At 66.7% G+C, this 13069-nt stretch carries 17 protein-coding genes; 9 read left to right on the top strand and 8 right to left on the bottom strand.

The annotated features are described in order from the left end of the window. Positions 1-38: 38 nt before the first annotated feature. The gene (locus AC1Q7Q_RS16400; RefSeq protein ID WP_492374300.1) at positions 39-560 is read right to left on the bottom strand and encodes a Fur family transcriptional regulator; all 522 of its coding nucleotides are present in this window, start codon (positions 558-560) and stop codon (positions 39-41) included. A 147-nt stretch (positions 561-707) separates the two neighbouring features. On the opposite strand from AC1Q7Q_RS16400, the gene AC1Q7Q_RS16395 reads away from it, so the two are divergent. The 4 genes from AC1Q7Q_RS16395 to hslU all read left to right on the top strand — a co-directional run bounded on the left by AC1Q7Q_RS16395 (position 708) and on the right by hslU (position 5125). Continuing rightward, positions 708-1607 carry an alpha/beta fold hydrolase gene (locus AC1Q7Q_RS16395; protein WP_492374301.1) on the top strand — a complete coding sequence of 300 codons (900 nt, stop codon included), beginning with the start codon at positions 708-710 and terminating at the stop codon, positions 1605-1607. Positions 1608-1935: 328 nt separating this feature from the next. After that, complete coding sequence (locus AC1Q7Q_RS16390) at positions 1936-2922, top strand: tripartite tricarboxylate transporter substrate-binding protein (RefSeq protein ID WP_492374302.1); 987 nt, start codon at positions 1936-1938, stop codon at positions 2920-2922. Positions 2923-3164: 242 nt separating this feature from the next. Next, on the top strand, positions 3165-3701 hold the full coding sequence (gene hslV, locus AC1Q7Q_RS16385; protein ID WP_006162714.1) for an ATP-dependent protease subunit HslV: 537 nt from the start codon (positions 3165-3167) through the stop codon (positions 3699-3701). Between the two features lie 92 nt (positions 3702-3793). Continuing rightward, positions 3794-5125, top strand: a complete 1332-nt coding sequence (gene hslU / locus AC1Q7Q_RS16380; RefSeq protein ID WP_150989789.1) for an ATP-dependent protease ATPase subunit HslU — start codon at positions 3794-3796, stop codon at positions 5123-5125. Between the two features lie 88 nt (positions 5126-5213). On the opposite strand, the gene AC1Q7Q_RS16375 is transcribed toward hslU, so the two are convergent. Continuing rightward, a complete protein-coding gene (locus AC1Q7Q_RS16375; protein ID WP_492374303.1) occupies positions 5214-5765 on the bottom strand; it encodes a YcnI family copper-binding membrane protein in 552 nt (183 codons plus the stop codon). Between the two features lie 255 nt (positions 5766-6020). Here AC1Q7Q_RS16375 and AC1Q7Q_RS16370 point away from each other — a divergent pair, with 255 nt between their 5' ends. The 3 genes from AC1Q7Q_RS16370 to AC1Q7Q_RS16360 all read left to right on the top strand — a co-directional run bounded on the left by AC1Q7Q_RS16370 (position 6021) and on the right by AC1Q7Q_RS16360 (position 7376). Next, complete coding sequence (locus tag AC1Q7Q_RS16370; protein ID WP_492374304.1) at positions 6021-6602, top strand: hypothetical protein; 582 nt, start codon at positions 6021-6023, stop codon at positions 6600-6602. A gap of 88 nt (positions 6603-6690) precedes the next feature. After that, positions 6691-6894, top strand: a complete 204-nt coding sequence (locus AC1Q7Q_RS16365) for a CsbD family protein (protein WP_150989795.1) — start codon at positions 6691-6693, stop codon at positions 6892-6894. 185 nt (positions 6895-7079) lie between these two features. Further along, entirely contained in the window at positions 7080-7376 is a 297-nt protein-coding gene (locus tag AC1Q7Q_RS16360) for a hypothetical protein (RefSeq protein ID WP_492374305.1), read from the top strand. Between the two features lie 23 nt (positions 7377-7399). On the opposite strand, the gene AC1Q7Q_RS16355 is transcribed toward AC1Q7Q_RS16360, so the two are convergent. Both AC1Q7Q_RS16355 and AC1Q7Q_RS16350 read right to left on the bottom strand, forming a co-directional pair. Continuing rightward, the gene (locus AC1Q7Q_RS16355; RefSeq protein ID WP_492374306.1) at positions 7400-8023 is read right to left on the bottom strand and encodes a response regulator transcription factor; all 624 of its coding nucleotides are present in this window, start codon (positions 8021-8023) and stop codon (positions 7400-7402) included. Beyond that, a complete protein-coding gene (locus tag AC1Q7Q_RS16350) occupies positions 8020-9423 on the bottom strand; it encodes an ATP-binding protein (RefSeq protein ID WP_492374307.1) in 1404 nt (467 codons plus the stop codon). Before AC1Q7Q_RS16350 ends, AC1Q7Q_RS16355 begins: the two co-directional genes overlap by 4 nt. A 214-nt stretch (positions 9424-9637) precedes the next feature. Here AC1Q7Q_RS16350 and AC1Q7Q_RS16345 point away from each other — a divergent pair, with 214 nt between their 5' ends. Next, positions 9638-10117 (top strand): copper chaperone PCu(A)C, encoded by a 480-nt coding sequence (locus tag AC1Q7Q_RS16345; RefSeq protein ID WP_416050237.1) that lies wholly within the window; start codon positions 9638-9640, stop codon positions 10115-10117. Positions 10118-10151: 34 nt separating this feature from the next. Here AC1Q7Q_RS16345 and AC1Q7Q_RS16340 read toward each other — a convergent pair whose 3' ends face one another. Next, entirely contained in the window at positions 10152-11087 is a 936-nt protein-coding gene (locus AC1Q7Q_RS16340) for a LysR family transcriptional regulator (RefSeq protein WP_174426049.1), read from the bottom strand. Between the two features lie 94 nt (positions 11088-11181). On the opposite strand from AC1Q7Q_RS16340, the gene AC1Q7Q_RS16335 reads away from it, so the two are divergent. Then, positions 11182-11694 (top strand): DMT family transporter, encoded by a 513-nt coding sequence (locus AC1Q7Q_RS16335; RefSeq protein ID WP_492387186.1) that lies wholly within the window; start codon positions 11182-11184, stop codon positions 11692-11694. Here AC1Q7Q_RS16335 and AC1Q7Q_RS16330 read toward each other — a convergent pair whose 3' ends face one another. The 3 genes from AC1Q7Q_RS16330 to AC1Q7Q_RS16320 all read right to left on the bottom strand — a co-directional run bounded on the left by AC1Q7Q_RS16330 (position 11695) and on the right by AC1Q7Q_RS16320 (position 12815). Continuing rightward, a complete protein-coding gene (locus tag AC1Q7Q_RS16330) occupies positions 11695-11922 on the bottom strand; it encodes a cysteine-rich CWC family protein (protein WP_492373909.1) in 228 nt (75 codons plus the stop codon). After that, the gene (locus tag AC1Q7Q_RS16325; RefSeq protein WP_492373910.1) at positions 11919-12146 is read right to left on the bottom strand and encodes a zf-HC2 domain-containing protein; all 228 of its coding nucleotides are present in this window, start codon (positions 12144-12146) and stop codon (positions 11919-11921) included. The genes AC1Q7Q_RS16330 and AC1Q7Q_RS16325 overlap by 4 nt, the downstream gene beginning before the upstream one ends. 90 nt (positions 12147-12236) lie before the next feature. Then, the gene (locus AC1Q7Q_RS16320) at positions 12237-12815 is read right to left on the bottom strand and encodes a sigma-70 family RNA polymerase sigma factor (RefSeq protein WP_492373911.1); all 579 of its coding nucleotides are present in this window, start codon (positions 12813-12815) and stop codon (positions 12237-12239) included. Positions 12816-13069: the final 254 nt, after the last annotated feature.

Raw genomic sequence — 13069 nt, 5'->3', positions numbered from 1 at the left:
ACTTGTTCGTTTATCTAGCGAGCGGGCGGTGACGCCGCTCAGCCATGCTTGCCAGGGGTGCGTGCGCCGCATTCGGCGCAAACGCCGTTCACGGTCAGCTCCACATGCTCCACGGCAAAGCCGCTCGGCACCTTGGGCGCGGCTTGCGCCGGCGCGCTGACGCCGTCCAGGCAGAAGGTGCGGTCGCAGCGGTTGCAATGGAAGTGGCTGTGCTGCCGGTGCACCTGCGCGCGCGCGGCCTCATGCTCGACCAGGCTGAAGCGGAAGACCCGGTCGTGGCCGGCCCGTTTCTGGGCCAGCCCTTGCTCGACCAGCCAGTCGAGCACGCGGTACACGGTCACGCGGTCGATCGCTTCGCCATCGGCCGGCATGCGGTCGATCACGGCCTGGTGGGTCAGCGGCTCGTGGCTTTCCATCAGGCAGGCCAGGATGCCAAGGCGCGGTTGGGTCACACGCGCACCCAGCTCGCGCAGGCGTTCGTGGGCTGCGTCCAGGGTGGCCGGCGCGGGGGGCATGGCGGATCCAGGCATGGCCTGGGTGGGGGAGGGGCTGCTGCTCATGGACCGATTTAACCATAGCGCCCCGGGTGATGCAATTCAGTTGCGTCAACTCGGCACCCTGGCGGCCGTCCTCGGCCCGCGCGCCGTCGCGCCAGCGGTTTGCGTCTATCATCGCCAGCAGGCCCCCGAGACCCGAGGAGACACTACATGCAGAACGACGCCAGCGCCCTGCTGTTCCCCAATTTCGAGCCCTTTCGCCTGCACATCGGCGACCTGGAGATCGCCGGCGTGCGCGGCGGCTCCGGGCCGCCGCTGTTGCTGCTGCATGGCCATCCCCAGAGCCACCTGATCTGGCACAAGGCGGCACCCGCGCTGGCCGACCACTTCACCGTGATCGCCACCGACCTGCGCGGCTATGGGAGCAGCAGCGCGCCGCCGGGCAAGGCCGGCTTTGAAACCTACAGCAAGCGCGCGATGGCGCAGGACCAGGTGGCGGTGATGGCGCAGCTGGGTTTCGACCACTTTGCGCTATGCGCCCACGACCGCGGCGCGCGCGTGGCGCATAGGCTGATCGCGGACCATCCCGGCCGGGTCACGCGCGCCATGCTGCTGGACATTGCTCCCACGCTGGCCATGTACGAACGCACCAGCATGGCATTTGCCGCCGCCTACTGGCACTGGTTCTTCCTGATCCAGCCGGCGCCATTCCCGGAAACGCTGATCAACGCGGAGCCCGAGTTCTATCTCAACAAGCTGATGGGCCTGCGCCACGCCGGGCTGAGCCCGTTCGCGCCCGAGGCGATGGCCGCCTACACCGCCGCCATGCGCGATCCGGCCCACGTGCATGCCATGTGCGAGGACTACCGCGCGGCAGCCACCATCGACCTGGACCATGACCGGGCGGACCGCGCCGATGGCCGCCGGCTGGATTGCCCGCTGCGCGTGCTGTGGGGCGAGCATGGCGTGGTGGCGCGTTGTTTCGAGCCGTTGGCGCTGTGGCAAGAGGTGGCGAGCGAGGTCAGCGGCCGCGCGGTGCCCTGCGGGCATTACATCCCCGAGGAGGCGCCGGGGGTGCTGCAGGAGGAAATGCTCGGCTTCTTCCGTTGATCTTCTGTTGAGCTTCCGTTGGTCTCCTGTGGTTCTCCCGTTGCGCACCGATTCCCGCAGGCTGCGTCGAGTTCGATACATTTAGCGCACCTTTGCGAAGAAATGTCTTAGCGGGTTATTCCGGATATTTGCCACTTTTCGACATTGATAGCATTGCGCTCCGGTCGCGCGGCCCAAGCCGCCGCGGCCGTATGCGCTGTGCCCGCGTCATGGTCGGCGCTGCCGCCCGGATCGGGCCGGCAGCGCAGGAATGGCAGCGCCCGACAGGGCGCGCCACTCCGGCCGGGGCAGTGTCGGGACGGGAATAGCAGGGTATCCAGGAGATAGCATGAAACGAGTTGCACAGTTTGTGGCTGCCGCGCTGACGGTCGGCGTGATGGGAGTGCATGCGGGCGCGCAAGCAGAGGAATTCCCCGGCAGCAAGCCGGTATCGGTGGTGGTGCCTTTTGCCGCGGGCGGCCCAACCGACAAGGTCTCGCGCGAGCTGGTCATGATCATGTCCAAGCACCTGGGTACCACGATGGTGATCGAGAATCTGGGCGGCGCTGGCGGCACCATCGGTGCCAAGAAGGTTGCGCAGGCCAAGGGTGATGGCTACACCATCCTGATCCACCATATCGGCATGTCCACCGCGCCGGCGCTGTACCGCAACCTCGGCTTCGATCCGCTCAAGGACTTCGAAACCGTGGGCGAGATCGCCGACGTGCCGATGGTGATGATTGGCAACAAGAACCTGCCGCCCGCCAGCTTCAAGGAACTGCTGCCCTATATCAAAGCCAATGCCAGCAAGCTGTCGCTGGCCAACGCTGGCATCGGCTCGGCCTCGCACCTGTGCGGCCTGCTGTTCCTGAGCGCGATCCAGACCGACCTGACCACGGTGCCCTACAAGGGCACGGCGCCGGCGCTGACCGATATCCTGGGCGGCCAGGTCAACCTGATGTGCGACCAGACCACCAATATCGCCGGCCAGCTCAAGGCGGGCGCGCTCAAGCCGTACGCCGCCATGCAGAGCCGCCGCGTGGAAGCCTTCAAGGACATCCCGACGGCCGCCGAGCAAGGCCTGCCGGGCGTCGAAGTGAAGATCTGGCACGCCATGTACGCGCCCAAGGGCACGCCCAAGCCGGTGGTGGACAAGCTCTCGGCAGCGCTGCAAAAAGCAGTGACGGACCCCAACTTCCGCGCCAAGATGGCTGAGCTGGGCGCCGAAGCCGTGCCCGCGCAGCGCGCCACGCCGGAATCGCTGAAGGTCTTCCTGGCCGGGGAAATCGGCAAGTGGAGCCCGGTGATCAAGAAGGCCGGCGTCTACGCAGACTGACCAGACGCAAGATCCGGTTCGTCCGCCGGCACCCGCCCGCGGATGGTGAAAAGGCCACGCGCAATGCGTGGCCTTTTGTCTTCCAGCGGCGTTGGCCGCGCGCAGCCAACGCCGCCTCGTCTATATTGTTCTGGTTGCCTTCGGTGCGGCAACGGATGCGCACGCAGAGCCGCTTGCGCCGGCCCTTGAATTCACCGCAGCCGTCGCCACCTACCTCCCTGACACATTCTCGCGAAGCCATCATGGAACAGTATCACGGCACTACCATCGTCAGCGTCCGGCGCGGCAACCAGGTTGCAGTCGGCGGTGACGGCCAGGTCACACTCGGCAATATTGTGATGAAGGGCACGGCACGCAAGGTCCGCCGCATCTACAACGGCAAGGTACTGGTTGGCTTCGCCGGCAGCACTGCCGATGCCTTCTCGCTGCTTGACCGCTTCGAAGCCAAGCTGGAGAAGTACCAGGGCAACCTGACCCGCGCCGCCGTCGACCTCGCCAAGGACTGGCGCTCGGACCGCGCGCTGCGCCGGCTCGAGGCCATGCTGATCACCGCCGACCGCGACACCACGCTGGTGATCACCGGCAACGGCGATGTGCTCGACCCCGAAGGCGGCGTGGCCGCGATCGGCTCGGGCGGCGCTTATGCCCAGTCGGCCGCCAAGGCGCTGGTGGAGAACACCGAGCTTTCGCCCAAGGACATCGTCGAGAAGTCGCTGGGCATTGCCGGCGAGCTCTGCATCTACACCAACACCAATTTCGTCATCGAGACGCTGGAATGAGCGTCGGCCGGCCGCGCAATGACCTGTTGCGTGGCCGCCTGGGCCCGGATGCCGCACCGCTCCGGTCCGTCGTCTTCCTCTGAACGGATACCATGTCGCATACCATGACCCCGTCGGAAATTGTTTCCGAACTCGACAAGCACATCATCGGCCAGAACAAGGCCAAGAAGGCGGTAGCGGTTGCGCTGCGCAATCGCTGGCGCCGCCAGCAGGTGGAAGAACCCCTGCGCCAGGAAATCACGCCCAAGAACATCCTGATGATCGGGCCGACCGGCGTCGGCAAGACCGAGATCGCGCGCCGCCTGGCCAAGCTGGCCGATGCGCCGTTCATCAAGATCGAGGCCACCAAGTTTACCGAGGTGGGCTACGTGGGCCGCGACGTGGACACCATCGTGCGCGACCTCGCGGAGATGGCGGTCAAGCAGGCGCGCGAATCCGAAATGAAGAAGGTGCGCGCCAAGGCCGAGGAAGCCGCCGAGGACCGCCTGCTCGACGTGCTGCTGCCGCCGCCGCGCGATATCGGCTTTAATCAGCCCGAGGAAAAGGATTCCAATACGCGCCAGGTGTTCCGCAAGAAGCTGCGCGAAGGCCAGCTCGACGACAAGGAGATCGAGCTTGAGGTTGCCGCCGGCTCGCCGAACATGGACATCATGGGTCCCCCGGGCATGGAAGACATGACCGAGCAGATCCGCACCATGTTTGCCGGCCTGGGCCAGGGCAAGAAGGCGCGCCGCAAGATGAAGGTGCACGAAGCCTTCAAGCTGCTGATCGACGAGGAAGCCGCCAAGCTGCTCAATGACGAAGAGGTCAAGCACAAGGCGGTGGCCAACGTCGAGCAGAACGGCATCGTTTTCCTCGACGAGATCGACAAGATCGCCAGCCGCAGCGACGTGGGCGGCGCCGAAGTGTCGCGCCAGGGCGTGCAGCGCGACCTGCTGCCGCTGGTCGAGGGCACCACGGTGAACACCAAGTACGGCATGATCAAGACCGATCACATCCTGTTCATTGCCTCGGGCGCCTTCCACCTGTCCAAGCCGAGCGACCTGATCCCCGAGCTGCAAGGGCGCTTCCCGATCCGCGTCGAGCTGGAATCGCTGTCGGTCTCCGACTTCGAGGCCATCCTGACGCAGACCGACGCCAGCCTGACCAAGCAATACCAGGCGCTGCTGAACACCGAGCAGGTGCAGCTGGTGTTCGCGCCGGATGGCATCCGCCGCCTGGCCGAGATCGCTTTCTCGGTCAACGAGAAGGTCGAGAACATCGGCGCACGCCGCTTGTACACGGTGATGGAGCGGCTGCTGGAGGACCTGTCCTTCCATGCCACCAAGTCATCGGGCGAGACGGTCACCATCGACGCGGCCTATGTGGATGAGCGCCTGGGCGACCTGGCCGGCAACGAAGACCTGTCGCGCTACGTGCTGTAAGCCTTAGCCCGGTTCAGCGGCATCCAGACGATCCAGACGACAAAGGGCGCACTTCGGTGCGCCCTTTGTCGTTTTGCAATACGCCCGCTCAGTGCGCGTGCGCATGCCCCGCCGGCATAGGCGCGGTCAGCTCCAGCGCTGCCGCCGGCGTCTTCAGCTCGCGCAGGCTCTGGCCATCCGCGGGGATCTGCGTCCATTCGGTGCGCCCGTCCTCGCATTCCTGCACCACCGGGAAATACAGCTTGCCGGCCTGCTCGGGCAGCTTCATCAGCATCACGAACTCATCGAAATGCGCGTCGGCCAGCGAGCCGGCAAACCAGCGCAGCGTGCGCACGTCCTCGCTCACGGTCTTGCCGTGCGAGGTGTAGGGCTTGGCCAGCGGCGCGCGTTTCACTTCCAGTTGCCAGCCTGCCTTGGGCTGCGGATGGGTGCCTTGCACGCCTTCCGGGATGGTCACGGTGATGGCGCGGGTGGCGCTGCCGTTACAGCCATGCCCCACCATCAGCGCGCCTTTGAAGTAGCTGCCTGCCGTCGCGGCCTTTTGCTCGAACACGATGTGCGCGAACGCGGCGGGCGTCCAGCTTGCGCCAAGCGAGGCCAGCGCGATGGTCACTGCGGGCAGCAGGCGGGATGCGGTCATGTGGATTCTCCTGGAAAGCGCGTCAGTCTAGCGCCGAAGGACGCCTGCGGCCCTGCGGCGCAGGGCCGCAGGCGTCGTGTGCCCCGGAAATCATGTCGGAATTGTCTTACGCGGCTTTCGGAGCGTCACGCCTGATTGTCGGAGGCGCCCATGCGTACTCTGTACTTACGGTGTGGGCAAACGCGGATCGCACCCGGCATAGGCCAAGAGCGAGACTGCCCTCCACAATATCCGCCACTGAAAAAGGAGCACGACATGATGAAGAAATGGCTGAGCGCAGCAGTGTGTTCGATGATGTTTGCCGGCCCTGCGGCCTTCACGCTGGCGCATGCCGCACCCGCGGGTTCCAAAGCGGACTACGACGCGGCCGTGAAGACCGCCAGCGCCAACTACAAGGCCGCGCGCGCCCAGTGCGACAGCCTCAAGGACAACGCCAAGGACGTGTGCGTGAAGGAAGCCAAGCGCGACGAGGACGTGGCCAAGGCTAACGCCGAAGCGACCCGCGATGGCACCGCCAAGGCGCGCGCCAAGGCGGACAAGGTCAAGGCCGATGCCGACTACAGCGTGGCCAAGGAAAAATGCGACGACGCCAAGGGCAATGACAAGGATGTGTGCGTGAAGGAAGCCAAGCTTGCCCACGAGCGGGCCTTGGGTTCGGCCAAGGTCGAGAAGGCTGCCGCCACCGGCACCAGCACCGACGTCGCCGAAGCGCGCGCCGACGCCAAGAAGGACACCATGGACGCCGCCTACAAGGCTGACAAGCAAAAGTGCGATGCACTGTCCGGCGACGCCAAGGACAAGTGCCTGGCTGACGTGAAGACCAAGTACGCCAAGTAACTGGCCTGCGCGCTGGCTCAGCAGGTTGAGCCAGCACGCCAAGTCGGCACGTCACCCATCCACGACATCCACGATAGAGGAAGCGACCATGAATTGGGATCAAATCGCAGGCAAATGGGACCAGGCCAAGGGCAAGGTCAAGGAAAAGTGGGGTCAGCTCACAGACGACGACCTTACCCAGATCCAGGGCAAGCGCGATCAGCTTGCCGGCCGGATCCAGGAGCGCTATGGCTACACCAAGGAGCGCGTGGAAGAGGAAATGAAAGCGTGGGAGCGTGATTCACGCTGGTAAGAGACGCTGGTAAGAGACCCAGATAAGACACGCTGGTAAAGAGAAGCGTAAGACAGGTAAGCATTCGTAAGCACGCTGGTGCGTGTTGCGATGCAATGCCAAAGTGGCGGCCGGCACGATCGAAGGATCGTAGCCGGCCGATTAGCACCCGCATCCCCAACCACCAACCTGGCAGGAGAAACGAAATGAAACGCGAGCTACTGTCCTCGTTCGGCGTACTTTGCGGCCTTGCCGCGGCCACTGTCTTTCTCTGCGTGCGCCCGGAGGCCGCGCCCGTACATCGCCAGGCGAGCGCGCCAGTGGTGGCGAAGCCCGCCGTGTTGGCCGGCACCACGCCGCAAGCCGCGGTGGAACTGGCCGTGCAGGCCGGCGATCTCGGCTCGCGTGCCGACCGCCATGCCAGCGACGCGCTGCGCATTGCCGAGCAAGCCGCCGGGCAGGAAGAGGACCTGGACTGGGACTACGTGCAGTTGCGCCTCTGAGCTTGCGGATTCGCGGCGAACGCCTAGCGCGATACCGGCCGCTTGCCCAGTTTGCGCTGCAGCGTGCGCCGATGCATATTGAGCGCGCGCGCGGTGGCCGAGATGTTGCCCTCGTGTTCGGACAGCACCCGCTGGATGTGCTCCCACTCCAGCCGGGCCACCGATAGCGGCACCGGCTCTTCCATAGCGGCTTCGGCCGCGTCTTCCGATACCCCGGCCATCAGCGCCGTCAGGATCGAATCCACATTGGCCGGCTTGGCCAGGTACTCATCAGCACCGTGCTTGACCGCGGCCACCGCGGTGGCAATGCTCGCATAGCCCGTCAGCACCAGGATGCGCGCATCGGGCAACGCCGCGCGCAGCGGCGCGACCAGTTGCAGGCCAGACTCGGCTGGCGCGGTGCTGCCGGCTTCCGGCGGCGCGCTCAGGTGCAGGTCCAGCGTGATGTAGTCAAACGGCGTTTGTGCCGCCAGCGCCAGCGCCTGCTGGCGGTTATGGGCGATCTGCACGGCGTAGCCGCGGCGCGTCAGCGCGCGTGCCAGGGCGCCCGCGAACACGGCATCGTCGTCGACGACCAGGAAGGGAGCGGCATCGCTGGCGCCGGGCTGTGCGCCGGCGGCGGCGGGATCGTGGGGGGCGTCGGTCATCGCGGGCTCGTTGTCAGGGGTGAGGCAAACGGTGAGGCGGCCGGTAAGGCTGCCAGGGAAGGCGCGGGCAGGCGCAGCTCGGCCACGGTGCCGCCCTCGTGGTGGTCATGCCAGGCCAGCCGGCCGCCCATCTGCTGGGCTGCGCTTTGCGCCAGGTACACGCCAATGCCCTGGCCGCCGTGCATGCTGGTCATCGGTGCTTCGCCCAGGCGCGCGCGCTGGGATTTTGGGATGCCCAGGCCGCGGTCGGTGACGCGGAAGATCAGCGTCGGCAGCGCGCGGTTGTTCTCCAGCGCGATGGCCAGGCGCAGCGGAATCTGCTCGTGCCCCGCGGCCAGCTGGCTGCGCGCGGCGTTGTCCAGCAGGATCGTCAGGATCTGCCCCACGCGCGCGGCCTCCACCGGCAGGGCCGCGGCTTCGCCAATGGCATTGGCTTCCAGCCGGGCATGGGGGTGGCGCAACTGCCAGCGTTCCACGTAGCCGTCCAGCCACGCATCGATGCGCTGCGGCGCTGCGGTCTCGTGGTCGTCGCGCAGGCGGGCCAGGATCGATTTGCACAGCTCGAGCTGTTGTTCCATGGTCTGCAGGTCCGGCAGGTAGGCGGACACTTGCGTGGTGGCCAGGCGCGGGTCCGCCGCATCGGCGCGCAGCTCGCCGGCGATGACCGCCAGCGTGGCCAGCGGCGTGCCGATCTCGTGGGCGACCGCCGCGGCCTGGTCGTTCAGCGCTTCGATGCGCGCGTCGCGCAGCAACTGTTCGCGTGCCAGGTTGAGCTCCGCGTCGCGCTGGCGCAGCACGCCGGACAGGCGCGCCACGAAGACCGCGATCATGGTCGCGCTGGCGACAAAGTTGAGCCACATGCCGGCCAGGTGATAGTTGATGGCGTTGTCCGGGTTGTGCAGGTTCAGCGGCACATACTCGATCAGCATCAGGCTGTAGCAGGCCATCGCGTAGGCGGCGAGCGCGATCACGTTGCGCCACGGCAGGATCGCGGCGGCGATCGCCAGGCCCGGCAGGTAGAACGAGACAAAAGGGTTGGTCGCGCCGCCAGTGAAGAACAGGTTGGCCGACAGCGCCGTCAGGTCGACCATCAGCTGGCCCATCAGCTCGGCGTCGCTCGGCATGCCGCCGCGGCTGGTGTGCATGCGCAGGCGCAGGCCGGTGAGCAGGTTGAACACCGCTTGCAGGGACAGGATCGCCAGCAGGGGGCTGTATGGCAGGATCACGCCGGCCACGGCCTCGCACGAAACCAGCAGCACCGCTTGCCCGCCCATCAGCGCCCAGCGCAGCCAGAACAGGCGGCGCAGGCTCATCAGGTTGTGACGGACCGGGATGATGCTCGTGGCGGAGCCGGGGCGGGAGGGGGCCGTGTCTGGCGGCACGGCTGCGATGGTATCCATGCCGCGAGTTTAACAACGACCGGCGCCCGGCCTGCCGCGTGCGACACCGTGCCGCATTGGTTGGCGCCGGGGCCGCTGCCAGACTGAACGGTTCGCTGCCGGGTAGCCAACCGGCCGGTTCCTCGATTTGCGCCGCCTGGCTCACGTCGCCAGGGACGCCATGGTCTAATGTTCTCTTTGTGCAGTCCTTTGAATCTCAGTGGAGATAGTCCAGATGCAAGCCAGATTCCTCGCCGCGGTGCCCGCCGCCCTGCTCGCCGCGCTGTGCTCGAACGCGGCTTTTGCCCAGGTCGATGTCAGCAACGCCTGGGCGCGCGGCACCGTGCCGGCGCAGACCGCCACCGGCGTGTTCATGACCCTGCATGCGCACGAGCCCGCCAAGCTGATCGGCGTCAGCACGCCGGCGGCAGCCACAGCCGAAGTGCATGAGATGAAGATGGATGGCAACGTGATGCGCATGCGTGCCATCGGCGCGCTCGACCTGCCCCGCATGCAGGACGTCGAGCTCAAGCCGGGTGGCTATCACGTGATGCTGATGGGTCTCAAGGCGCCGCTGAAGAAGGGTGACACCGTGCCGCTGACGCTCAAGATCGAGCAGGGTGGCAAGGTGACCGAGCAGAAGGTCGACGCCGAAGTGCGCGACCTCACCGCAACGGCGCCGGCCGCCGGCGCGCACGGTGACCACAAGCACTGAAGCACTGAGCCGTACAGGCAGCTAGCTGGGCTGCCTAGCTGCGCAGGCTGATCGCGTCGTCCGGCTCGTCGCCTGCGGCCACCGCGATCACGCGGTCGCGCAGCCAGCTATGGCCGGGATCGGCGTCGGTACGGTCGTGCCAGATCAGGCTGAAGCCAAAGCCCGGCAGGGGGAAGGGCGGATCGAACACCGCGAAGCGTGGGTCCTCCTCGAACGCGGCCAGGCTGCGGCGCGCCGTGGTCAGGACCAGGTTGGTGCCGGCAATCAGCGCTGGGGCCACGCTCCAGTGGGGCAGCACGCAGGCAATCTTGCGCCGCCCGCCCACCTTGGCCACAGCGGCGTCGATGGCATCTACGCGCTCGCTGTGGGCCGCCACCAGCACATGCGAGCGGGCCAGGTACGCCACCTGGTCAAGCTTGCCCAGGCCGCGCACCGTGGCCGCATCCACCATGCAGGCATAGGTTTCCTCAAATAGCTCCGTGCAGTGCACGCCTTCCGGGGGCTGCCCGAACACGCCCAGCGCCAGGTCGATCTCGCCGTCCGCGACCTTGGCTGTCATGGCTTCGCGGCTGGCCTGGCTGACCACCAGGTCGATGCCAGGCGCGATCTTGCGCACCGCGCGCAGCAGGCCGGGCAGCAGCGCCATGGCGCCGTAGTCGGACATGGCCAGGCGGAAGCTGCGGCGCGCCGTGGCGGGCTGGAAGCCGGAAGGCCCCAGCAGGATGCGTACCTGCGCCAGCGCCTCGGCCAGCGGGCCCGCCAGTTCGTGGGCGCGCGCGCTCGGCACCAGGCCGCCCTGGCCACGCACCAGCAGCGGGTCGTCCAGCAACTGGCGCAGGCGGCCCAGCGCGTGGCTCACCGCAGGCTGGCTGAGGTGCAGGCGCAGCGCGGCGCGCGAAATATGTCGTTCGGCCAGCAGGGCTTCCAGCACCACCAGCAGGTTCAGGTCGATACCGCGGAGATCATTCATGCGGCGCATATTAACGCTACGAAACGAGAATTGGTAATTCGCGGCGCAATATTTCACACTGGGGCATCCAATTTTTGGCGAAGGAGATGCCACAATGCCTGGTATAAATCACTTTTCGCCGGCGCTTGCCGGCCTCGTTCCCGTCCTGGTGGCCATTGTTTCCGGGGCGGTGATCCCCTTTCAGGCCGGCGCCAACGCCGCGCTCGGGCGCAGCCTGGGCCATCCGCTATGGGCCACTGTGGTGTCGCTGCTGGTCAGCCTGGCGGTGGTGGTGCCGCTGCTGTGGCTGCTGAAGGTTCCGCTGCCCTCGCTGGCGGTGGGCGGGCCGGGCTGGATGTGGGGCGGTGGCGTGGCGGGCGTGTTCTACATTACCGTGGCACTGGTGCTGGCTCCGCGCCTGGGCGCAGGCGGCTTTATCGCGGCGGTGGTGGCGGGGCAGATGGTGGGCGCGCTGCTGCTGGACCAGTTTGGCCTGGCGGGTTTCGCGGCGCGCGCCGTGACGCCGGGGCGCATGGCCGGCGCCGCGCTGGTGGTGCTGGGGGTGGTGGTGATGCAGTTCGCCGCGGCGGGCGCGGGCAGCACAACGCCAGCGCAGTCGGCGAACTGATCAGCCCTTGGTTTGCGCCTGGCCGGCATCCTCGCGGCGGCGTGCCAGGCAGGCGGGGCAGAGGCAGTGCTGGCCCGGCACGATCTGCCGGGCGGGCAGCAGTGGCTGGGTGGCGCACCAGCAGTGGGGCAGGCCGGCGGCATAGCCGCAGACAAAGCCGGCGCCGCAGGCGCTGCAATGCTCGATGGGGCGCAATTGCCCCGTCAGCACCGTGGCCGGATCGCTCACGGCTTGTCCCTGGGCAGCTCGTCTTCCTGGCCCAGCCGGGACATGGCGGAGCGCATCAGCCGCATCTGGCCCGAAAAATTGGTGCATGCATCGCAAATGGCCATGTGTCCGCGCATGCGCACGCGCTCGAACCAGCTCAGCGGCCGGTCCATGCTTTCCATGGTCAGGTGGTGGATCTCGCGGCAGTTTGGCAGCAGCCGGCGGTGGGGTGGCGTGTCAGGCATGGCTTCCTTCGGTCGGAGAGGCGGTTTCGGGCCGGGGCAGCTTGCCTGGCTGCCCCGGCCTGCTTACAAGCTCGGGCGAGCGTCAGGCGCTCACGCCTTCTGCCCAAACCAGTTCAGTTCCAGGCACTCGCGCAGGCGCATGCGGGCTCGGTACAGCATGACCCAGGCATTAGTCGTCGTGATCTCGAGTTCCTGACAGATTTCTTCGGTTTCCAGCTCCAGCCATTCCCGCATCATGAAAATCCGGCCGATCTTGGCGGGCAGCTTGTCCACGCACAGCTGGAGGATCTCGAAGAACTCGCGGCGCTCCAGCGCGCGGTCCGGGTTGCCCCAGTCGGAAGGTGGCGTATGGTAGTGGCCGTTCTTGGCGAACAGGGCGTCGAAGGCATCGATATCCGACTGCGCCTCGCCGTCCTCGTCGCCGCCGCCCAGCATCAGGCGTACTTCGCGCCGGCCGCTGCGCAGCGTATCGATGATCTTGTGCTTGAGGATGCCGATGAGGTAGGTCTTCAGCGCGGACTGGCCGCTGAAGCGCTCAGGGTGTTCCAGCGCGGCCACCAGGGTGTCGGAGACGGTATCCTCGGCCAGTGCCTGGTCGCGTAGTTGCAGGCGGGCGAAGCGCAGCAAATGGGGGCGCAGGGCGCTAAGATCGTCGGGGTGCAGGCTCATTGTGTTGCCGCTATTCGATGGCGATGCGACTGTTGGACAACCGTTGGACAACTGTTGCGTGGATAGAACGCCATGGTGCGCCGCAGTACGCATGCACCGGTTTTGAACCCCCGCTGCACCACCGTCTGCACGCGTGCGCCACGGTTTCTTGTAAAATCGGCGCCTGCCGCGGCCGGAGGTGGCCTATTCGGGGTAAAAAGCCCCTTAACCAATCGCTCACCGCCGGTCAGAATTGCCATGATACCTGTTGAATC

Source organism: Cupriavidus sp. GW823-FHT07A04 (genome assembly GCF_058794615.1).
Note: the sequence above shows the minus strand (reverse complement) of the source record. Positions and strands in the feature narration are given on the sequence as shown.